Origin of the sequence: Maribacter polysiphoniae, from assembly GCF_003148665.1 — a bacterium.
In the GTDB taxonomy this organism is placed as follows: domain Bacteria; phylum Bacteroidota; class Bacteroidia; order Flavobacteriales; family Flavobacteriaceae; genus Maribacter_A; species Maribacter_A polysiphoniae.
In genome coordinates, this window is record NZ_QGGQ01000005.1 from 150209 (window position 1) to 169859 (window position 19651).

The 19651-nt window shown below is 39.4% G+C and carries 21 protein-coding genes; 18 read left to right on the forward strand and 3 right to left on the reverse strand.

The window, feature by feature from the left end; translation table 11 throughout:
- Window positions 1-108 precede the first annotated feature (108 nt).
- From LX92_RS12505 to LX92_RS12580, 16 genes are all read left to right on the forward strand, one after another.
- Complete coding sequence (locus LX92_RS12505; RefSeq protein WP_223308275.1) at window positions 109-588, forward strand: energy transducer TonB; 480 nt, start codon at window positions 109-111, stop codon at window positions 586-588.
- A 78-nt stretch (window positions 589-666) separates the two neighbouring features.
- The gene (ruvC, locus tag LX92_RS12510) at window positions 667-1221 is read left to right on the forward strand and encodes a crossover junction endodeoxyribonuclease RuvC (RefSeq protein WP_109651080.1); all 555 of its coding nucleotides are present in this window, start codon (window positions 667-669) and stop codon (window positions 1219-1221) included.
- Window positions 1222-1300: 79 nt separating this feature from the next.
- Window positions 1301-1660: a four helix bundle protein gene (locus LX92_RS12515; protein WP_109651329.1), complete on the forward strand. Its 360-nt coding sequence runs from the start codon at window positions 1301-1303 to the stop codon at window positions 1658-1660.
- A 63-nt stretch (window positions 1661-1723) separates the two neighbouring features.
- The gene (gene hemW / locus LX92_RS12520) at window positions 1724-2857 is read left to right on the forward strand and encodes a radical SAM family heme chaperone HemW (RefSeq protein WP_109651082.1); all 1134 of its coding nucleotides are present in this window, start codon (window positions 1724-1726) and stop codon (window positions 2855-2857) included.
- A 154-nt stretch (window positions 2858-3011) separates the two neighbouring features.
- A complete protein-coding gene (locus LX92_RS12525) occupies window positions 3012-3764 on the forward strand; it encodes a cyclase family protein (RefSeq protein ID WP_109651084.1) in 753 nt (250 codons plus the stop codon).
- A gap of 82 nt (window positions 3765-3846) precedes the next feature.
- A complete protein-coding gene (locus LX92_RS12530; RefSeq protein ID WP_109651086.1) occupies window positions 3847-4206 on the forward strand; it encodes a DUF4260 domain-containing protein in 360 nt (119 codons plus the stop codon).
- Entirely contained in the window at window positions 4199-4822 is a 624-nt protein-coding gene (locus tag LX92_RS12535) for a DUF4230 domain-containing protein (protein ID WP_109651088.1), read from the forward strand. Before LX92_RS12530 ends, LX92_RS12535 begins: the two co-directional genes overlap by 8 nt.
- The gene (locus LX92_RS12540) at window positions 4819-5211 is read left to right on the forward strand and encodes a Dabb family protein (protein WP_109651090.1); all 393 of its coding nucleotides are present in this window, start codon (window positions 4819-4821) and stop codon (window positions 5209-5211) included. The genes LX92_RS12535 and LX92_RS12540 overlap by 4 nt, the downstream gene beginning before the upstream one ends.
- Before the next feature lie 3 nt (window positions 5212-5214).
- Complete coding sequence (locus tag LX92_RS12545) at window positions 5215-5574, forward strand: MmcQ/YjbR family DNA-binding protein (protein ID WP_109651092.1); 360 nt, start codon at window positions 5215-5217, stop codon at window positions 5572-5574.
- A gap of 3 nt (window positions 5575-5577) precedes the next feature.
- Window positions 5578-6051, forward strand: a complete 474-nt coding sequence (locus LX92_RS12550; protein ID WP_109651094.1) for a DinB family protein — start codon at window positions 5578-5580, stop codon at window positions 6049-6051.
- A gap of 43 nt (window positions 6052-6094) precedes the next feature.
- The gene (locus tag LX92_RS12555; protein ID WP_109651096.1) at window positions 6095-7867 is read left to right on the forward strand and encodes a MutS-related protein; all 1773 of its coding nucleotides are present in this window, start codon (window positions 6095-6097) and stop codon (window positions 7865-7867) included.
- A gap of 210 nt (window positions 7868-8077) precedes the next feature.
- Window positions 8078-8479, forward strand: a complete 402-nt coding sequence (locus LX92_RS12560; RefSeq protein WP_109651098.1) for a response regulator — start codon at window positions 8078-8080, stop codon at window positions 8477-8479.
- Window positions 8480-8556: 77 nt separating this feature from the next.
- On the forward strand, window positions 8557-9099 hold the full coding sequence (locus LX92_RS12565; RefSeq protein WP_109651099.1) for a heme NO-binding domain-containing protein: 543 nt from the start codon (window positions 8557-8559) through the stop codon (window positions 9097-9099).
- On the forward strand, window positions 9092-10684 hold the full coding sequence (locus tag LX92_RS12570) for a PAS domain S-box protein (protein WP_109651102.1): 1593 nt from the start codon (window positions 9092-9094) through the stop codon (window positions 10682-10684). The genes LX92_RS12565 and LX92_RS12570 overlap by 8 nt, the downstream gene beginning before the upstream one ends.
- 1 nt (window position 10685) lies before the next feature.
- Window positions 10686-11003, forward strand: a complete 318-nt coding sequence (locus tag LX92_RS12575) for a histidine kinase (RefSeq protein WP_109651104.1) — start codon at window positions 10686-10688, stop codon at window positions 11001-11003.
- Between the two features lie 2 nt (window positions 11004-11005).
- Complete coding sequence (locus LX92_RS12580; RefSeq protein WP_109651105.1) at window positions 11006-11716, forward strand: LytR/AlgR family response regulator transcription factor; 711 nt, start codon at window positions 11006-11008, stop codon at window positions 11714-11716.
- A 13-nt stretch (window positions 11717-11729) separates the two neighbouring features.
- On the opposite strand, the gene LX92_RS12585 is transcribed toward LX92_RS12580, so the two are convergent.
- Window positions 11730-13799 (reverse strand): tetratricopeptide repeat protein, encoded by a 2070-nt coding sequence (locus LX92_RS12585; RefSeq protein WP_223308274.1) that lies wholly within the window; start codon window positions 13797-13799, stop codon window positions 11730-11732.
- A 215-nt stretch (window positions 13800-14014) separates the two neighbouring features.
- Here LX92_RS12585 and LX92_RS12590 point away from each other — a divergent pair, with 215 nt between their 5' ends.
- Both LX92_RS12590 and LX92_RS12595 read left to right on the forward strand, forming a co-directional pair.
- Window positions 14015-15253, forward strand: coding sequence for an MATE family efflux transporter (locus tag LX92_RS12590; RefSeq protein WP_109651109.1), 1239 nt, complete (start codon window positions 14015-14017; stop codon window positions 15251-15253).
- A gap of 323 nt (window positions 15254-15576) precedes the next feature.
- Window positions 15577-16812, forward strand: a complete 1236-nt coding sequence (locus LX92_RS12595) for a glycosyltransferase (RefSeq protein ID WP_109651111.1) — start codon at window positions 15577-15579, stop codon at window positions 16810-16812.
- A gap of 70 nt (window positions 16813-16882) precedes the next feature.
- Here the strand turns inward: LX92_RS12595 and LX92_RS12600 are convergent, their stop codons facing one another.
- Window positions 16883-18427: a cellulase family glycosylhydrolase gene (locus LX92_RS12600; RefSeq protein WP_109651113.1), complete on the reverse strand. Its 1545-nt coding sequence runs from the start codon at window positions 18425-18427 to the stop codon at window positions 16883-16885.
- The gene (locus LX92_RS12605; protein ID WP_146197830.1) at window positions 18424-19650 is read right to left on the reverse strand and encodes a hypothetical protein; all 1227 of its coding nucleotides are present in this window, start codon (window positions 19648-19650) and stop codon (window positions 18424-18426) included. The genes LX92_RS12600 and LX92_RS12605 overlap by 4 nt, the downstream gene beginning before the upstream one ends.
- Between the last annotated feature and the right edge of the window lies 1 nt (window position 19651).

Here is a 19651-nt window from a genome sequence, read left to right on the forward strand (position 1 = left end):
ACAACAGGCAGGTTTGGCCCCATTTATCCGATGGGGCTTGTTTATTCTATATAAACGTATTGGTGAAGCTCCTTAAAAAATCGTAATTTCCGCCTTGAAATAGGGTTCATGAGAAAGTTTTTAACCATACTGCTTTTATGTTCTTGTTTTTCTTGTGGTTTGTTCGAATCCAAGGAGGCAAAAACCCAAAAATTGGTCAATAAGGAAATGCTTACCATTGATTGGAATGATGTTGACAACTACCCGCTTTTTGCAAATTGCGATGAGTCAACTTCCAAAACCATACAAAGGCAATGTTTTGAGAGGGAATTGCTCAATCATTTTTGGACAACCTTACAAGAGTTCGAGTTTGTCATCGATACTGACACGAATACTACGGTTTATGTGGATTTTTTAATAGATCAAGAGGGGAAGATAACGGTTGTGAATATTGAAAAGGATAAGGGCATCGAAAAGACAATGCCGGAATTCGACGCAATTATTTCACAGAGTCTACGAAACTTACCACCATTGGCACCGGCATTGAAAAGGGGTATACCCGTACGTGCGAAATTCAGGATACCGATTGTACTCAATACCAATAGTTAGGTCATTCAAGATAGTAATAAAGTGTAAAACAAGGAGCACAGGATATTTCCGATGGCTAACAACTAACAATAATAAAATTTGGCGAACGAAAAAATCATATTGGGAATCGATCCAGGAACCACGATTATGGGGTTTGGCATCATTAAAGTGGAGAACAAGCAAATGAAGTTCGTTCAAATGAACGAATTATTGCTTCAGAAATATAACGATCCCTATACCAAACTTAAACTCATCTTTGAGCGCACCATCGAATTGATCGATACGTATCATCCCGATGAAATAGCCATTGAGGCCCCATTTTTCGGAAAAAATGTACAGTCCATGTTAAAGTTGGGTCGTGCCCAAGGCGTTGCCATGGCTGCAGGGTTGTCACGGCAAATCCCCATCACGGAATATCTTCCCAAGAAAATTAAAATGGCGATTACCGGTAATGGAAATGCAAGTAAGGAACAAGTGGCACGAATGCTTCAAAGTACCCTTGGATTGAAATCCTTACCGAAAAACCTGGATAGTACCGACGGACTTGCAGCTGCCGTTTGCCATTTTTACAATGAGGGCAAGATAGATATTGGAAAAAGCTATTCGGGCTGGGATGCTTTTGTAAAACAAAATGAGAAAAGGGTTAAGAAGTGAAGGGGGGACAGTGAACAATTAGCAATTAGCAATTTACAATGAACAATGAATGATCTACAATGAACAATTCGTAATTAAGATGAAGAATAATCCTTTAGCTGATAAATCATATGAGTTTGCATTGAAAATTGTGGTGTTGTATAAAAAAATTATTTCCAACCATAAGGAATATGTGCTTTCTAAACAATTACTACGTTCAGGTACTTCAATAGGGGCAAATGTTTCGGAAGCTAATGGGGCCATTTCCAACGCTGATTTTTCTGCTAAAATATCTATTGCTTACAAAGAGAGTCTCGAAACGAAGTATTGGCTTAATTTATTGAAAGATACTGAATATATTGGTTCATCTGAGGCTAATTCTTTGATTTGTGATGCTGATGAGCTTTCGAAAATTATGTTTTCTATTTTGAAAACAACACGCATAAGTAAAAACAATTAATTGGTCATTGGTCACTGCACTCTGCCAATTGATTATTGTTAATTGCTAATTGAAAACTGAATTATGTCCGGCATTTATATCCATATTCCTTTTTGCAAACAGGCCTGTCACTATTGTGACTTTCACTTTTCGACCAGTATGGCGAAGAAAGATGCGATGATAGCAGCCTTAAAACAAGAGTTGGTATTGCGAAAGGATGAATTCAAGGGTGATACTATAGCGACCATCTATTTTGGCGGGGGTACACCATCCGTATTGACGACAACCGAGATCAATGATCTGATAGCAACCGTTTACTCAAATTATAAAGTCATTGAAAATCCGGAAATTACCTTAGAGGCCAATCCCGATGACTTGTCACAGGGGAAAATTGTGGAATTGTCCCAAAGTGGTATTAATCGTTTAAGTATTGGGGTCCAATCATTCTTTGAACAGGATTTGAAAATGATGAATCGGGCCCATAGTGCCATAGAGGCGGAGCAATCCATAGGGGAAGCGACTAAATTTTTTGATAATATCTCTATAGACCTTATCTACGGTATTCCCGATATGACCGATGCGCGGTGGAGGCAGAACATTGCAAAAGCCCTTTCTTTCGGAATTCCCCATATTTCTTCCTATGCCTTGACGGTGGAGCCTAAAACGGCTTTGGACAGTTTTATTAAAAAAGGGTTGATGAAACCGTTGGATGACGAGCTCGCCCAGATCCATTTTCAAACACTTTACGATGTTTTGACCAAGGCTGGTTTTGATTGCTATGAAGTGTCCAACTTTGGTAAACCAGGGTATTATTCCAAAAATAATACGGCCTATTGGCTAGGGGAAAAATATATGGGTATTGGTCCTTCGGCACATTCTTACGATGGGGAACATAGAAGTTGGAATATCGCCAATAATCCAAAATATATCAAAGCCATTGGTCAAGGAAAATTACCCAGTACCAGTGAGCTACTTTCACAAACCGACAAGTACAATGAGTACGTGATGACCGGCCTGCGTACAAGTTGGGGGATTTCCTTGGATCGGATTCGGTCCGATTTTGGTGAAAAATACCATGGCTATATAATCCGTCAGATGCAAAATTACATAGACCAAGGATTGTTGGGTCTTTCAAAAGATCGATTGACGGCCACAAAAAAAGGAAAGTTTTTGGTTGACGGGATTGCCAGCGATTTGTTTATGATTAATTTAGGTTGAAATTAAAGTTTGCTTCCTACTAAACGTATGCTGAACATTGTTCCAAAATTGTAAGGAAGCCTTCCATATCGGTTTTTGACTGTTCGAGCGCAGTCAAAAACCAAAACCCTTAAACCCAATATGTCTCGACTGCGCTCGACGAGACCTTTTTTATATGCTTGCAACCCTGAAAGTTAATAACAGAAACCATACGATAGACCTTTCAAATCCACTTGATATATCCATTGCCATGAGTGGTAATGTATCCAATGTGAATGCCTGGTATATTACGCATCCACGAATAGAACCGCACACCGAAGGCAAGTTTATTGGGGCAGTATCCAAGGGGGCAGCAGTAAATTTCAATGATATTTGGTTCAATCCCCATGCGCATGGGACGCATACCGAATGTGTGGGACATATTACCGAAGAATTCCATTCCATCAATAAGAACCTGAATCAATATTTCTTTTATGCCGAGGTCGTCACTATTGCCCCGGAAAAGTCAAATGATGATTTTGTGATTTCAAAAAAACAGTTGCAATATGCCTTTGGCAACAAAAAAAGGGATGCGATTATCATACGTACCTTGCCCAATTTAAGCGATAAATGCTCCCGGCAGTATTCCAAGACCAATCCACCTTATCTAACGGAGGAAGCCGCCAGGTTTTTGGTGGATAAGGGCGTGGAACATTTGTTGGTCGACCTGCCCTCTGTTGACAAGGAGCGGGATGGAGGGGAGTTGCTTGCGCACAAAGCTTTTTGGGACTTCAATGGTAAAATACGTAAGCAAGCGACAATCACGGAGTTTGTATTTGTGCCCAACAGTATTGGGGATGGGACTTATTTTCTAAATTTACAGGTGGCTCCTTTTGAGAACGACGCATCGCCAAGTAGACCGGTGTTGTACAGGAACATAGAGGAGTAAATAGTCGTTGGGAATAGTATCTTTGGTGTTGTTACCGTGGTTTGATATTGCCTTTATGCGGACTAATTTTAAAAGTAAGTAGATGAAAACATTGATTAAATTGGAAGAGTTGATGATGCTTGCCCTAGGTATTTTCATGTTCGGGTTATTGGGGTACCAATGGTGGTGGTTTTTGGTTTTGATACTCGCTCCCGATATTGGAATGGCAGGGTATTTGTTTGGAAATAAAACAGGGGCAATGACGTATAACCTTTTTCATCATAAAGGTTTGGCCATAATTTTATATTTTGCCGGAATGTATTTTTCATCCCCTATTGTTCAATTGATAGGGGTTATTATATTCTCACATGCCGCATTGGATAGGGCTTTGGGCTATGGGTTGAAATATAATAAGGGATTCAAGTATACCCATTTAGGGGAAATCGGAAATAAAAATGGATAGTATTTTAGAGATATTTTTAGGGCTCATCCTTGGTGCCATACTCATGTATTGGATGTTTTCCATGTTCAGGAAAAAGAAGAGCAAGGAGCTTACAGAGCATCAGTCGACCGTGCTTTTGGAAAAGATAAAAAGTGTTTGTAAGCTCATTTCGGTGGAAGGTGATTTTGCCGAAATCTATAAATACGAAAATACCAAGGAGCGTTTTCTGAGTTTGGTGAGCAGTAAAAAGAAAGCCTTGATCGTCATCAATGCCAAAGCCCTGATCGGATACGATCTACAGAAGATATTGATGCATGCCGATAACGATAAGAAAAAAATCATCCTAACGAATTTTCCTGATCCCGAAGTAATTTCCATAGAGCCCGAATTGGAGTTTTATGATATCCAAAACGGACTCTTCAATACGTTTACCCCAAATGATCTTACGTCATTGAATAAGGAGGCCAGAAAGCATATCATGGAGAAAATACCCGAGAGTGGCTTAATGGAAACGGCAAAACGAGAGGCCTTGGAGGCTGTATTGTTGATTGAGAAGATCGTTGAGACCATAGGGTGGAAATTGGATTATTCCGCTTTGAAGATAGATGGAAAACAAAAAAAATTATTGGACTTATGAAAATTGTATTAACCGTATTGCTTATCACCTTCAGCATGGTCGGTTATGGCCAAACAGACAACACTATGGGGAATTTCGATACTAATTTTGCACATACCGTTTATTTTTGGTTGCACAATCCTGATAGCCAGGAAGACCGTGCGGCTTTTGAAACATCCCTACAAAAATTCATGGATGCTTCGGCCTATGCCAAGACCAAGTTCATTGGTACCCCTCCAAGGGCCAGTAGGGATGTGGTCGATGGTTCTTTTACCTATTCCTTGATTGTTACTTTTGAATCTGCAGAGGCGCAGCAAAAATACCAGGATGAGGCACCCCATAAATTGTTTATAAGGGAGGTGGGCCACCTTTGGGCCAAGGTTGTTGTTTATGATTCCAAAGGTATTTAGGATATGAACATAGAGGAATTCAGGGAGTATTGCATTTCCAAAAAAGGGATTACCGAGGAGTTTCCTTTTGATGCGGAGACCTTGGTGTTCAAGGTCATGGGCAAGATGTTCGCCCTAGTGCCCCTGGAACGACTCCCTTCCCAAGTGAATTTAAAATGTGATCCCGAACGGGCCATTGCACTTCGCGAGGAATATGAAGGTAGAATCCTCCCCGGATATCACATGAGCAAAGTACATTGGAACACCCTTTTTATTGAAAACCTGCCACATCCCTTGATGAAAGATTTGATAGATCATTCCTATGACCTGGTGGTTTCGAAATTCACAAAAAAACTCAAAGCGGAATTTGATGCCTTAGAATAAGTTATGCGGACTAATTTGGAATACATAATCCATGATTTAAAGGAATGCTTTGATGGCAAGCCCTGGTATGGGGATGCTGTCATGACAAAACTCGATACCGTCGATTGGCATATTGTCAATGATCGCATTTATGGGGATAAGACGATTGCGGTTGTGTTACAGCATATGATCAATTGGCGCATTTTTGTCATTAAAAAATTACAAGGTGATGCCGATTATGATATCATTATCGACACATTGAACGACTGGGTCCCGATCACTATTGGCAACGAAAAGGAATGGGAACGGTTAAAACAGGGAATCAGGCAAACACAAAATGAACTTTTGGGGCTATTGGCGGATAGAAATGATGCGGTTTTAGATAAAAAAGTACCCGGTAAAAACTATGTTTTCGGGGCTATTCTTAGAAGTGTTGCACAGCACGATATTTATCATTTGGGGCAGATTGCCATGCTTAGCTCCATGACAAAAAGCTAGGATGGTTTCCTTATATTTACAGCTTAAATAAGTTACCGCCCGAATGCAAGAACCTTTATCGTTCTACAACGAACAGATTTCAGAATATAAACATCAGTTATCCCAAGTGAAAAAACGATTGTACGCATCGAGTATGCTGCGATTGGCCATTTTTTGTATCGCGGTTGTCGGTATTTATTTGGCTTATGGGAATGGAAAATTAGTGGCAGGTATCATCGTTGGTACTATTGTGCTTTTCATTTTCTTGGTTTCACGACATTCCGATTTACAATATAAGCGGGATAGGATTAAGGCCTTACTTCAAATCAATAGTACGGAAATTGAGGTGCTGGAGCGAAAATTCCATCATCTACCGGATGGTAAGGAATTCAATAGGGGCGATCATTACTTTTGTCAGGATATCGATCTCTTTGGAAGGGGGTCCTTTTATCAATATGCAAACCGAACAGCCTTGAAGGAAGGGGGGGCGTATTTTTCGTCCTTGTTATTGGGTAATGACATTGAGGACATTCCAGCCAAACAAGAAGCTATCGATGAATTGGGTAAAATGCCCAAGTGGAGACAAGGGTTTTCTGCGGTGGCCAGCTTGGTAAAAACAGAGACTCCTTTTAATGTTATTGTAAAATGGTTAAAGGGATATCAGGTTTTTGTTCCTCAGTATATGTCCTTTCTGCCCACGATCTTTTCGTTGGTTTCATTGGTACTGATCACGTTGTATTTTATGGGGTTGCTAAATGGATGGGGCGTTGTGGTTTGGATGTTCCTAGGGTTGGGCATTACAGGTGCCCACTTAAAGAAAATCAATAAACTTTCCGAAAATACTTCAAAGGTCCAAAGTACCTTCCATCAATATCAAAAGTTGATAATGCAATTGGAGGAGACTGAATTTACAGCCGGTCTGCTAAAAAAAGAACAGGCGGTGGTATTGCATGATAAAGTACGGACATCAAAAATATTGGAGGAGTTCTCCAAGATCTTAAATGCGTTTGACCAAAGGAACAATATGATTTTTGGGTTTTTGGGAAATGCCTTTTTGTTATGGGATCTACGGCAGTCTTTCCGGCTGGAGAATTGGATCCAAAGCCATGGGGGCATGGTGGAGGGTTGGTTCGATGTTGTCATTTTCTTTGATGCCTATAATAGTTTGGGCAACTTCGCCTACAATCATCCGAAGTATGCTTTTCCAAAGATTACAAATGACGACGTTGTTCTAAAACCGACCAAGGCAGGTCATCCCTTGCTGGATCCCAATAAAAGTGTCTTGAATGATTTCCAGATTGATAAGGAGCAATTCTTTATCATTACCGGGGCCAATATGGCAGGTAAGAGTACATTCTTAAGAACAGTGTCCCTGCAGATAGTAATGGCCAATGTAGGTTTGCCCGTATGTGCGTCCTATTCGGAATATGCTCCGATTAAATTGATTACCAGTATGAGGACCTCCGATTCCTTGGCCGATGACGAATCGTACTTTTTCTCCGAACTGAAACGCTTGAAATTCATTGTGGATGAAATTCAAAAAGACCGTTATTTTATCATCCTGGATGAAATATTAAAGGGCACCAACAGTACGGACAAGGCCATTGGGTCTAGAAAGTTCGTAGAGAAACTGGTCGCCTCAAAATCAACCGGAATCATTGCCACCCATGATCTTAGTCTTTGTGAGGCAGCGGAAGACATGGCCCAAGTGCATAATTTTTATTTTGATGCCGAAATCATCAATAATGAACTTCATTTTGACTATACACTCAAGAATGGCATCTGTAAGAATATGAATGCGTCCTTTTTATTGAAAAAGATGGAAATCGTGGAATAATTGCAAATCGGGTAATTCACAAACGCTTTACCTGTAAGGCATGAAAAGCATCGGTTTGTTATTTCGGGCATTCCTCTTCCTCCTGTTTGGGAAAAGCGCTTATCCATAACAATCAACCACTCGTCTACACTTTTTCTTCATTCATCCCTACCTTTATGGAATTAGCTTTTAAATTAAGCATATTTGGTGTTCACTTAATTCAAGAATTTCATGAAAATATTATTTATAGAGGATGATACCATTGAAACCATGAAACTTCATAGAACGGTTTCTAAGTTACAGATGAGGTTTGATATTGTGGAGGCCAAAAATGGGGAGGAGGCATTGGCGGTTTTAAGATCAGGGGATGAATTACCGGACATTATTTTATTAGACCTGAATATGCCTAGAATGAGTGGTATAGAATTCCTTAGAATTTTAAAGAAAGACGATAAGTTGAAATATCTTCCGACAATAGTATTGACTACCTCAGAGAATAGGGCCGATTTATTGGAATGTTATCGCATAGGAATTGCGGGATATGTGATTAAGCCCTTGAAATATGCGGACTACGAACTGAAATTGCAGAAGGTATTGGACTACTGGAGTGTCAATGAATTGGTGAAAGCCTAACAAAATAATGCTTTTCACAACATATTTTATCATTTATGTATTACTATTCTTACATTTATTACTTAATTACAGAATAAATGAAGGGAATTGTTTTTACGGAGTTTTTGGAAATGGTCGAATCAAAGTTCGGACTGGAAACGGTAGATAACATTATTGAACAGACCAATCTGTCTTCTGAAGGTGTTTATACTTCTGTTGGGACCTATGATTTCAATGAGATGGTTAGTTTGATAACCGGTCTCAGTGATGAGGTGAATATACCGGTTGATGATCTGATATACACTTTCGGGCTTTATCTTTTTACTGGTTTGGCCAATGCTCATCCCGAGGTGATAAAAAGTTATAATTCCCCACTAGGACTTTTATATTCAATAGAAGATCATATTCACGTTCATGTAAAGAAGTTATATCCAGATGCCGAACTTCCTACGTTCAAAATTTTGGATAAGACCGATACCTCCATTTCAATGATCTACTCCTCTTCACGGGGCCTTTACCGATTGGCCCATGGATTAATCGAAAAAGCCTTTGAACATTTTAATGGGAGTGCGGATATTACGTATGAACTGATCAAGGAAGATGGGACAGAAGTGAAATTCAATATAACCCAGAATGGATAATAAGGAAGTTATCCTACTAAGGAAGGCACTAGACAGGCAAAAGAAAGCACGTGTTCAGGCAGAGAAGATCCTTGAACGGAAATCAAAGGATCTTTACGATGTGACATTGCATCTTAAACATGCCAATAGCAAGTTGGAAAATCTGTTGTCCGAGAAAACCTCGGAATTGGATGGTGTTTTTATTAATATCATAGATCCTTATGTAGTAATGGATCTTGCCTTCAATGTAATCAACATGAATTTGTCAGCAAAGGAGTTCTTGGGGTATGACCATACCAAGGAAACCATAAACTTGGAAAAGTTGGTGCATAAGGATTATATGGAATACACGATCAGTTCGTTCAGGTCGTTGTTAGAGCTTGGTACCCTAAAGAATTATAAGGCCAAGATCTATGTAAAGGATGGATCCGAAAAATATGTTCAGATCAACTGTAGCCTAATCTATAATAAAGAACATCAACCTATAGCGGCACAAGGTATTATTCGGGATGTGACCCGTGAAATGGAGATCAGCCATTTATTGACGGAGCAGAAAAGACAGCTGGATATTATTATAGAAAATTCGCCATTGAGCATTGCTTTGGTAGTAGCGAATAAAATAGTAAAAGCAAATAACACCTTTAAGAATCTTTTGGGGTATTCGGACGCAGAACTTAAAAAATTATGTTTAAAAGATATTTCCTTTCCTGAGGAAAGGGAAGAGTCCAATAAACTAATGACCTTGATGGAATCTGGAAAACTTGATAATTTCTCGATTACAAAGCATTATGTACGCAAAGATGGCACCAGCCTTTTGGCCAAGACCTCGATAAACGCGGTTAGGGACGAACAAGGGGTGGTCGAGTATCAAGTAGCGATGATCGAGGATATTACCGAGCAAAGAAACCTTGAACTTCAAAAAGAGAAATTAATGAAGGAATTGGAGGCTAGCAATCAAGGACTTCAGGAATATGCACATATTGTTTCCCATGATTTGAAATCACCCCTCCGTAGCCTTAGTGCACTTGCTACATGGCTAAATGAGGATTATAAAGAGGTTCTGGATGATAATGGGGTCTTTAATTTACAGATGATGCAAGAGCGCATCGAGGGAATGGATAAACTTATTGACGGGATATTGAAGTACTCAAGTATCACGGCGGAAAACTTGGAGTATTCTTTAGTGGATTTTAACAAAATCATACATGATATCCGCGAAATAATATTTATTCCCAAGCATGTCAATGTGATTATCATGAATACATTGCCAACAATCAATGCCGATAAAACCAAAATCCACCAATTGTTCCAGAATATTATCAGCAATGCGGTGGTGAATATAGAAAAGGAGGAAGGGGTTGTAGCGATAAGCAGTTTGGAGACCGATTCACATTGGCAGTTCAGTGTTAAGGATAATGGCAAAGGAATTCCGAAGGAATACCATGAAAAAATATTCAAAATATTCCAATCGGTGGGAGATAAAGAAAGGTCTACGGGAATAGGATTGTCAATAGTAAAGAAGATAGTCGATCTTTATGAAGGGGAAATTTGGCTTGATAGTGCCATTGACGAAGGAACGACCTTCCATTTTACCATAAAAAAATAACATGGAGCAACCAAACTTATCATATATTAAGGAACTGGCTGGGGATGATATCGCTTTTGAGCGAAAATTCATTGATATCATTAAGCAGGAATTTCCTTTGGAAGTGGCCGAATACATGGGCCTAATAAACAAAGACCTACCTAGGTCGGCGGCGGAAACCGTACATAAATTGAAACATAAGTTCAATATCCTGAGTATGGAGAAAGCCTATGTATTCTCAGTAAACTACGAAGAGGAACTGCGACTTGGACATACTGAATTACATCCGAAATTCACCGCGATTTTAAATCATATAGAAACCTACCTAAAAACAATTTGACAATGAATTGTATCATTATAGATGACGAAGCTGCCGCTAGGGCCATAGTTGTACAATTGTGTTCCAAAGTTCCTGAACTAGATGTAATTGATGAATTTTCAAGTGCGATAGATGCTATTAAATTTCTGAATCAGCAAACTGTCGATCTTATTTTTTTGGATATTCATATGCCTGGATTCAGTGGTATCGATTTCGTTCAAACCCTAAAGGATCCACCCAAAATTATACTGACCACTTCAGATACCAATTTTGCGATTGCCGCCTATGAATACGAGGCCATAGTGGATTATCTGGTAAAGCCTATGACCTTGGGGCGATTTGAGAAATCAATCCAGAAAGTGAAGAATACGTTGTCAAAACAACCAAAATCCGAGAATAGGGAAAGCGCTTCTTCAGGGGCAGGGGAAGATTTGTATATTAATATCGATAGGAGGCTTATCAAGTTAAAGTTCAATGAAATTCTATTGATTGAGGCCAAAGGGGATTATATTGAAGTGAAGACCGAAAAAGAGTCCTATAGGGTTCATAATACCTTAAAAAAAATCAAGGAGAAATTGCCGGAAGGGATTTTCTTGCAGACGCACCGATCCTTCATCATTAATTTTACAAAGATTATCGATATAGAGGATAATAGTGTGCTTATTGAAAAGAACGTAGTGCCCATTAGCCGTTCAAACCGTCCAGAATTAATGCGACGACTTAATCTATTATAAACGTTCCAATATGCTACTCTTCCAGTTTAGTATGAAAGATAGGTTTCTTGGTCAATAACCATTTTAATTTTACTCCAAGTTCAGTAAACTCGAATCCTGCGGCAGTGGCCGAGGCTATATTACTGTATTTTCCATAAAGATTTGCACTTAAACGCTTCGATATTTGGTGCTGTAGACTCGCTTCCGTCCTAAAAATAGCAGTTTGGGGATCTTGCTCGACTTGCTGGAAACCTGTTGCAGCACTGGCCATGAAATTTGTTTTTTTTGAAAATTTCCCACGTACATCAATAAAAATCTCTATCGCTTTGTATTGGTCTGGACTAAAGTATATGGTGGGTATCTGGTCTTTAAAGGTTATATACTGAAAATTGACCCCCGTTTTTAAGGTAGGTTTTCGCAGAAGGGTATAATACAGCGATGTAAATATAAGATTACGGGTGTTTGTATCGGTCTGTTGTGTGTGCATCAATTGGGTATACCAACCTAGATTAAAGTTCGTACCTAAATTGTAATCCAAGCTATAATGGTTCATCACAATTTCACGCTCGATCAAGTCCGCATTAAAATTTTGTACTTCGCGCTGGTAACCAAGGTTTAAATTTTGGAGTTTGTAGGGTTGCATCTGTAATTTGATGTCGAGCACCGGTTGTGTGTAGGCCGTTGTCATAAATCTGGAGTTGTTGAGTCCGAATATGGTCTTTAGTGTCGTTTTTGGGAGCAGTTTGTATTCCAAACCGGCCAAAAGCACATGGGAATTGGCCTTATTCAATGTTACCGTGTTTTCAGTGGTTCTATACAGATAGGAGAATGTAGTTCGGAATTTTGTGGAAAATGAAACATCTACCTTGGTGTTGGTATAAAACGCAATGTTGTTGCCATTGTCAAAAGTGTAAGCCGCATGTTCCTCAATGTTCGGGGTATGCATGAGGTTCAATTTTTCGATAAATCCCATGGCATCCTTTTGGTTTTTATAGATTTCCAAGGTTTTAAAGGCAGCATGGTAGGCATTTTCGATTTGATCTGCGGCAAATAAGGCATTGGCCTTTCCTAGATTGCCGTCGAAGGAGGTGCTATCCTGGGTTAAAATCGCATCGTAACTTTCGATACTTATCTTTGTGTTTGAGGTATATAGGCCTAAGGTTGCTTTCAGGGCAAGTATCCATTTTCGCTGGGGATTTGTGCTTTCCAAGCTATCGATTTGCTCTTGGGCCGTCTTGAATTTCCGATTCCAAATCAAGGCTTGGACATAACGGTCATAGGTACGTTCGGTAAGTTCAGGATCCTTCAATTTAAGTACTTTTGACTTGGCTATACGGGCTATGTGAAGTGCTTTTTTGTCTTTTTCCCCAATATGCGCTGCCAAGGAAATTCCGTTTAACGCCGTAATTGAATCTTTTGGACTAGTAGCATATCGCAGATAGGTGGTTTTTGCACTATCCACTTCCTTGGAGATCAAATACACATTGGCCAGATTCAACAAGGCATCCTTATCTTCCGGGAAATCCCAAAAAATGTCTTTCAATAGTTGTTTTCCTTGGTCATACAACTGCTGATTCACAAATTGGTTGGCATAACCCAATCTCATGTATTTTTTTGAAATTGTGGCACTTTCATTTTTTGGCTGGATACTCAAGGCCTTATCAACCCAAAGTAAGGCTTCCTTATATTCCTTTAGATTACTTAAAGTATTTGCGTAGCCCAGAACTGCCCCAAAATTATTTGGATAATCGGCAACTAGGTCAGCATATAAAGGTTTTGCCTTTTCGTACTGTTTGTCCCATAATAAGGATTCATTATAATTGATTTGTATTTCAAAGTCCTCCGGATAGGTTTCCAACATAGTTGCAAATAATGCAATGGCTTTTTGGGGTTCGCCACTTAAACCTATCGCCCTGCCATAACATATTTGGGCAGTTTTGTTTTCGGGGTCCGATTTTAAATAAGACTCGAAAAAAATCCCAGCAGCCGCAAACTGTCCTTTTTCCAATAACTGAAATCCGGCCTCCATGGAATTTTGGGCAACACCTGAAAAAATATTCAGGAAGAAAAATACGGAAAGGGTAAAATAGTATTTATAAGTCATCAAACAAGTAAGGTTAATACTACAAAAACATAACGGTCAAGTCATGTTATTATTAGCATGATTTTGGTTTTATAAAGGTATTGTAGGCATTCCCAAACTGGAAGTTCGATTTTGTCCATTCACCTACAGCAAAGTGTCATTGAACCACATGGGCATCAGATTACATGCTGATCTGAAGATATTTGTCGTGTTACATCCAATAAAAACAACGTACAATGAACACATTAAGAATAGTATTAAAAAAAGTTTCCCCAGAGCAAATGTTCATGGCCAGTGTACTCCTGGTAAATGGGGGGAATTATATCTACAACCTGATTTTAGGCCGATTGTTGGGGCCTGAATCATTTGCTGATGCAGCACTCTTGATAACCTTATTATTGGTATTGTCCTTCGTGGGAATGACTTTTCAACTGGCAACGGCAAAGTTCGCCGTTGTTTTTTCAGGAAGTGAATGGATGAACTTTAGGAACCTTATCTATAGGTATGCCATTATTTTTGGAATGGTTACAGGGGGCTTGGTTGTTTTCTTTTCAAAGGAAATGCAGTTGTTTTTTAAAACCCAAACGCCATATATGTTTGTTGTCTTTGGATTTGGAATACCCCTATATTTTTTAATGAGCGTTAATCGTGGGTCATTTCAAGGAAACTTGGAGTTTAAAAATCTATCAGGTACCTATCAAACCGAAATGTGGAGTCGATTGATAATTACTTTGGCCTTGCTTTTGTTTATTCCAATGGAACCGGCTTTCATTGTAGCTATAGGTATCTCCCTATCTTTCCTGTTTGGTTTGATACCTTCAAATTTTAAGGGATTGTCATTTTCCAAGCCGATCATATTACAACCACAAAGCTCTAAACGTGTTTCCCAATTCATCATTTTGACCGCTTGTTATGAATTCACACAGATTATTATTAACAATAGCGATGTACTCTTGGTAAAGCATTATTTTGATGAGATGGATGCGGGATTATACGCATCCTTGGCGCTTATTGGTAGGGTGGTCTACTTCGTGGCATGGATGTTCGTGATGTTATTGTTGCCAGCCGTGGTCCAAAAACAAAAGGATGGTGATCCTACCGCGCCTATCTTGTTTAAATATGTTGGTTATGTAGGACTTTTGTCGGTATCTATAGTGGCTGTTTGTTATCTGTTTCCCGAACTGATCATTACGCTGATGTTTGGTGATGCCTATGTGTCGGTGGCAGGACTTTTATGGCAATATGCATTGGCGACATCACTTTTTGCAATCTCCAATATTTTCGCATATTATTTTTTGTCTTTGGATCATTACATCCCTGTAATACTATCTGGTGTTTTGGGGTTGTCACAAATCTTTTTAATCGTGTTGTTTCATGAGAACCTATTCAATGTTGTGCAGATGCAAATAATTTCAATGGCCATTTTGTTGGTAGTTCAACTTATCTATTTTATGAAAAAGAGAAATAGCCTATAAACCTATTGTTGCTTGAGTTTGGCCTAAACCGGAAACAACCCCATGTTTTCGGTTTTTTATTTTTGATTCCGGGATAAGATAGCAAAGACAACAGATATCCGCCTTGAAAGGGAACGAGGAATTCCATTGGTATCATCCTCTAATAATATTATATGTCCCCGTACAACGTTGGATGGTTGTACCTCTCCGCCATAGCGTATTTCTTTACCGAAACAGTTTTTCCATTCGTCTACAGCAATCTTCCATCCACCACTGTACGGCCTGTATTCTTTGGTCTTTGAGGCATATTTGTATCAGAATTAAACCAAAAAAAACTTAACCTTATGAAATTAGCAATTGTAACGGCGTACCCACCGAGTAAAGTAACCTTAACCGAATACGGATATCATTTGGTCAAACATTTTAGGTTACAGGAAGAAGTAAGTGAGATTATTTTGATCACCGATAAGACCGAAGGTGAAAAAGATCTGTCCTTCGAAGGGGATGGATGTAAAATCACGGTTAAGGAATGTTGGAGCTTTAATAGCTACAAAAACCTGTGGGGTATCACCAATGTTATTTTAGAAACCAAACCGGATGCCATTTTGTTCAATTTGCAATTTTTGAAGTTCGGGGATAAAAAGATACCGGCTGCATTGGGGCTTATACTGCCATTGATATGTAAGTTGAAAGGCATACCCACTATTTCCTTATTGCATAACATATTGGAACAGGTAGATCTGGAAAATGCAGGGATTACCAAAAATAAGTGGTTACAAAAAGCCTATAATTTTATTGGAAGCACATTGACCCGATTTGTTTTGTCATCAGATATTGTAGCAGTGACCATTAGTAAATATGTTGGAATCTTAGAGGGAAAATACAAAGCACGGAATGTTGCCTTGGTACCACATGGTTCTTTTGATACGCCACCAGAACCCGATTATTTATTACCAAAAGGCCCCAAGCAGGTTATGGCATTTGGGAAATTCGGTACGTATAAGAAGGTCGAAATTATGATAGAAGCTGTTGAGCTGATACGGCTGCGTACCCAAGAGGACATTGAAATCGTAATAGCGGGTACTGATAGTCCAAACACCCCTGGTTATTTGGAAGGGATGAAGGCGAAATATAGCCATGTTTCCCAATTGAGGTTTACGGGCTACGTTGCAGAAGAGGATGTTCCGGTTATTTTTGCGGATAGTTCGGTTGTGGTTTTTCCATATACATCGACAACAGGAAGTTCGGGGGTTTTGCACCAGGCAGGTAGTTATGGTAAGGCTGTGGCACTTCCTGATTTGGGGGATTTAAGTATTTTGGTTCGTGAGGAAGGTTACAACGGAGCATTCTTTGACCCGGAAAGTACGGAATCCTTGGCGGATGCAATACAAGGTGTGTTGACTGATGATTCTAACCGTATCCATTTGGGGCAAACCAATTATAAGGCTGCTTGTTCCCTGCCAATGAGTTCAATAACCAAAATGTATATAGATTATTTTGAGGCCATACGGTTTGCCAAGTCAGGCGGACTTTCATTAAACTTACTCAAAAAATTAGAGCATCTAGAAAATGAGGTTTAAATCTTTTTATTGTTGGGTTAAGTGAAAAAGGGGGCAGTCTGGTTAACTGTTCCTCTTTTTATTTATCATATCATTCTTTGTTTTTTAAAGTCAAATACTTGAAGGCAGCTTTTTGTTTTCCTTCTATATCCATAAAACCAAAATACTTCTGCCGTTGTTTGCGCCAAGGTAATCGCCCAACTACCCCAGTGGGGATATGATCAAAATCATGCATGGTCCAAAAAAGATAAGGAAGGTTTTCATTCTTTAAAGTAACCTGCATCTTTTTATAATATTCAGCCTGTCTCTCTTCGGAACCATTGAATATATTCCATATACCACTATAGGAAGAATAACCATATTCTTGTAGTACCAATATTTTATTGGGTATCGCCTGTCTTACTTTTTGATAGGCTTGGTTGAAATCGGATACTTCCCTATAATAATGGAATGATACGAAGTCTACATGGTCATTCAATTGAATGGCAGCTTCCGGACAGGACCAGCCTATGGTCACAGGATGTCCATGGTCCCATCGCTTTATGTTACCGGCCATTTGCTGTAGCCATGCGAGCACTTTTTCTTTCCCCCGGGATTCAAAGTCCAAATCAGGTTCATTTTTAATATCCCACGCCAAGATACCGTCATGGTCTTTGAAAGTCGTTACGATTTGTTCGGCATGCCTATTGGTCAAGGTCCAATCTTGGATACTATAATCCCCATAAAAATCGAAAAGGGTTACAACCACTTGTAGTTTGTGTGCCACAGCGAGGTCTAGGGTTGACCTTAGTTTATCGAGTTTCCCCAAATCCATATTTGCTTTCCCGAAGTCTTTATAGGGCACGAAAATACGAATGGTATTGAGCCCCATATCGCGAATTGTCTGGAAGTCATCCGCTATTGTGTTTTCCTGATAATTCGCCCCGAACATATCCCAAGGGCTATCTTTAGGATAGTAGTTTACGCCCTTGCAATTGGAAATTGCAGGATATTCTTCTTGTAAGGGAGTTATTTTTTCCATTGACTTTTCCGTATTGACAGGAACCTCTTTCATGTGGCGTATTCGCCAAAAACCATCTTCCAAAAGCATCATAATCTTAAATGAACTCGTATGGTTTTGTTTGGTGACCAATTTTTGGTCTTTGTAGATTTCGGTATAGGTCTGTACATGATTATCCGTAAAAACCACTAGTTTGCCATCAGCACTATAAAAATTGAGTTCCGGGTGATGTTCAAGGCTAGTCGTTTTCAAATGGGTCCCGTTAGCTTTATTATGGTCGATGATTCTGTATATTTTGACGCGCATACTATCGGTAAAATAATCGGCAATGCCATAGGGGTCGTTGTTGGCATAGGCCTGGTTTCGAACATGCCAGGCACTTAGATAGTCTTCTTCGATTTTCTTCAAGTTTTGTGCTTCCATAGGCCTACCTTCATTAGCGACATTCGTCCAAGTTATTTTGGGGAGATAAATGTCCTCAAAGGCAGATTCAACATGGAGGATTGAGGATTTATCAGCTCCTGTGTTGAGATAGGATAAGACCGAACTGATTCCAAAGAGCAATAGGGCGTTCACACCCAAAAAGCTGAGAATCAAACCTGCACGATATATGTTTTTGTTCAAGCCTTTTTTCATTTGAGCACTACAGTTATGTTTTTGGTTATTCCGGCTGATTTTATTTGTAAATGATAAATCCCGTTTTCAAAAAAGTCAGGGGGTAATCTAAATTTTGCCAAACCGTTTTTGGAAGTGGTCATTTTGGTTTCCAACAATTGACTTTGGGAATTATAAATAGCCAGTTGGATTACCAAGCCATCTGGAATATCCTGGTTCATAAAACTTTTTATCGGTCCTACGAATACCGTTCTCTTGTCTTCCGGGAAACTGATGGTATAATCCTTAACCGCTGCTTCAAAATCTATGGTAATGGTATTGCTTTTTGCAATCCCTGTAATATAGGCGGTTACTTTCCATGTTTGTTCTTCAACAGGGTGTAAAAGTTTTGCCGTTGCAATACCATTCAAGGTGCTACCTGAAGTTTGGAGTAAATTACCGGTTTTGTCTTCAATCAGAAAGGAAACCAAGGTTCCGTCACTTATGATGTTGTTGAATTGATCGGTAATGACAGAGGACGAAAAGGTGATGATTTGATTGCCATCGGCATATTGGTGGTCCCTTTTGGAGGTGATGGTGAAATCAATGGCGTTTGAAGGATAAACGAGGGTAGTAAGTTCTTTGGAATCCGTATGGTTACAGGAAGCGGTGACAAGTATCCTACCCGCTTTTGCGGTTGTGCCAATCTTGGTCCAGGCCATTGAATTCTTGATTTCAATTTCATTTTCGAAAATAGTTTCTTTAAACTGATGCTTAACGGTTATGTCAGTTCCATCTGCGAAAGTATTGTCATAAATATCCGTTGGGACGATAACAAACATAGAGAAGTCAATATTTCCAGCGGTTATACTTCTAGGGCCTAAATATGATTCGATCAGTGTTTCTTCTGTTGTGTTTGGGGCTATTTGTAGGGTTCCCGAAATTGATTTTTCTCGGGGTGTTACAAATTCCCAGCGACAAATCCCGGCTTTTTGGGAATAATCAGGGGGCATTTGAAATTCCAGTAGTCCCTCTTTCATTACAGGTTCGAGAAGGGAAGAACCGAGAGCATTCCTTACAACAAGTGCGCTACCTGTTTTTTGATTGGATTTGAATCTTAATGTAATGGTGTCACCTGCATTATAGTTGGTCTGTTTTGTCAATAACAGGGAAGCCTGGGTGCTGGGTGCTTCAAGCTTGGGCGTTTCAGGGGAGCACCCTTGGGTCATAATGACAAGCCATACTATGTAAATTGTCTGTCTCAAA

Excerpts from the sequence above, each read along its gene's own strand:
- LX92_RS12585 (WP_223308274.1), bottom strand. The coding sequence starts at position 13,799 with ATGACTTATAAATACTATTTTACCCTTTCCGTATTTTTCTTCCTGAAT.
- LX92_RS12515 (WP_109651329.1), top strand. The coding sequence starts at position 1,301 with ATGAAGAATAATCCTTTAGCTGATAAATCATATGAGTTTGCATTGAAA.
- LX92_RS12550 (WP_109651094.1), top strand. The coding sequence starts at position 5,578 with ATGCGGACTAATTTGGAATACATAATCCATGATTTAAAGGAATGCTTT.
- LX92_RS12575 (WP_109651104.1), top strand. The coding sequence starts at position 10,686 with ATGGAGCAACCAAACTTATCATATATTAAGGAACTGGCTGGGGATGAT.
- LX92_RS12555 (WP_109651096.1), top strand. The coding sequence starts at position 6,095 with ATGCAAGAACCTTTATCGTTCTACAACGAACAGATTTCAGAATATAAA.
- LX92_RS12560 (WP_109651098.1), top strand. The coding sequence starts at position 8,078 with ATGAAAATATTATTTATAGAGGATGATACCATTGAAACCATGAAACTT.
- LX92_RS12505 (WP_223308275.1), top strand. The coding sequence starts at position 109 with ATGAGAAAGTTTTTAACCATACTGCTTTTATGTTCTTGTTTTTCTTGT.
- LX92_RS12525 (WP_109651084.1), top strand. The coding sequence starts at position 3,012 with ATGCTTGCAACCCTGAAAGTTAATAACAGAAACCATACGATAGACCTT.
- hemW (WP_109651082.1), top strand. The coding sequence starts at position 1,724 with ATGTCCGGCATTTATATCCATATTCCTTTTTGCAAACAGGCCTGTCAC.
- LX92_RS12595 (WP_109651111.1), top strand. The coding sequence starts at position 15,577 with ATGAAATTAGCAATTGTAACGGCGTACCCACCGAGTAAAGTAACCTTA.
- LX92_RS12540 (WP_109651090.1), top strand. The coding sequence starts at position 4,819 with ATGAAAATTGTATTAACCGTATTGCTTATCACCTTCAGCATGGTCGGT.
- LX92_RS12600 (WP_109651113.1), bottom strand. The coding sequence starts at position 18,427 with ATGAAAAAAGGCTTGAACAAAAACATATATCGTGCAGGTTTGATTCTC.
- LX92_RS12590 (WP_109651109.1), top strand. The coding sequence starts at position 14,015 with ATGAACACATTAAGAATAGTATTAAAAAAAGTTTCCCCAGAGCAAATG.
- LX92_RS12530 (WP_109651086.1), top strand. The coding sequence starts at position 3,847 with ATGAAAACATTGATTAAATTGGAAGAGTTGATGATGCTTGCCCTAGGT.
- LX92_RS12580 (WP_109651105.1), top strand. The coding sequence starts at position 11,006 with ATGAATTGTATCATTATAGATGACGAAGCTGCCGCTAGGGCCATAGTT.
- LX92_RS12535 (WP_109651088.1), top strand. The coding sequence starts at position 4,199 with ATGGATAGTATTTTAGAGATATTTTTAGGGCTCATCCTTGGTGCCATA.
- LX92_RS12570 (WP_109651102.1), top strand. The coding sequence starts at position 9,092 with ATGGATAATAAGGAAGTTATCCTACTAAGGAAGGCACTAGACAGGCAA.
- LX92_RS12545 (WP_109651092.1), top strand. The coding sequence starts at position 5,215 with ATGAACATAGAGGAATTCAGGGAGTATTGCATTTCCAAAAAAGGGATT.
- LX92_RS12565 (WP_109651099.1), top strand. The coding sequence starts at position 8,557 with ATGAAGGGAATTGTTTTTACGGAGTTTTTGGAAATGGTCGAATCAAAG.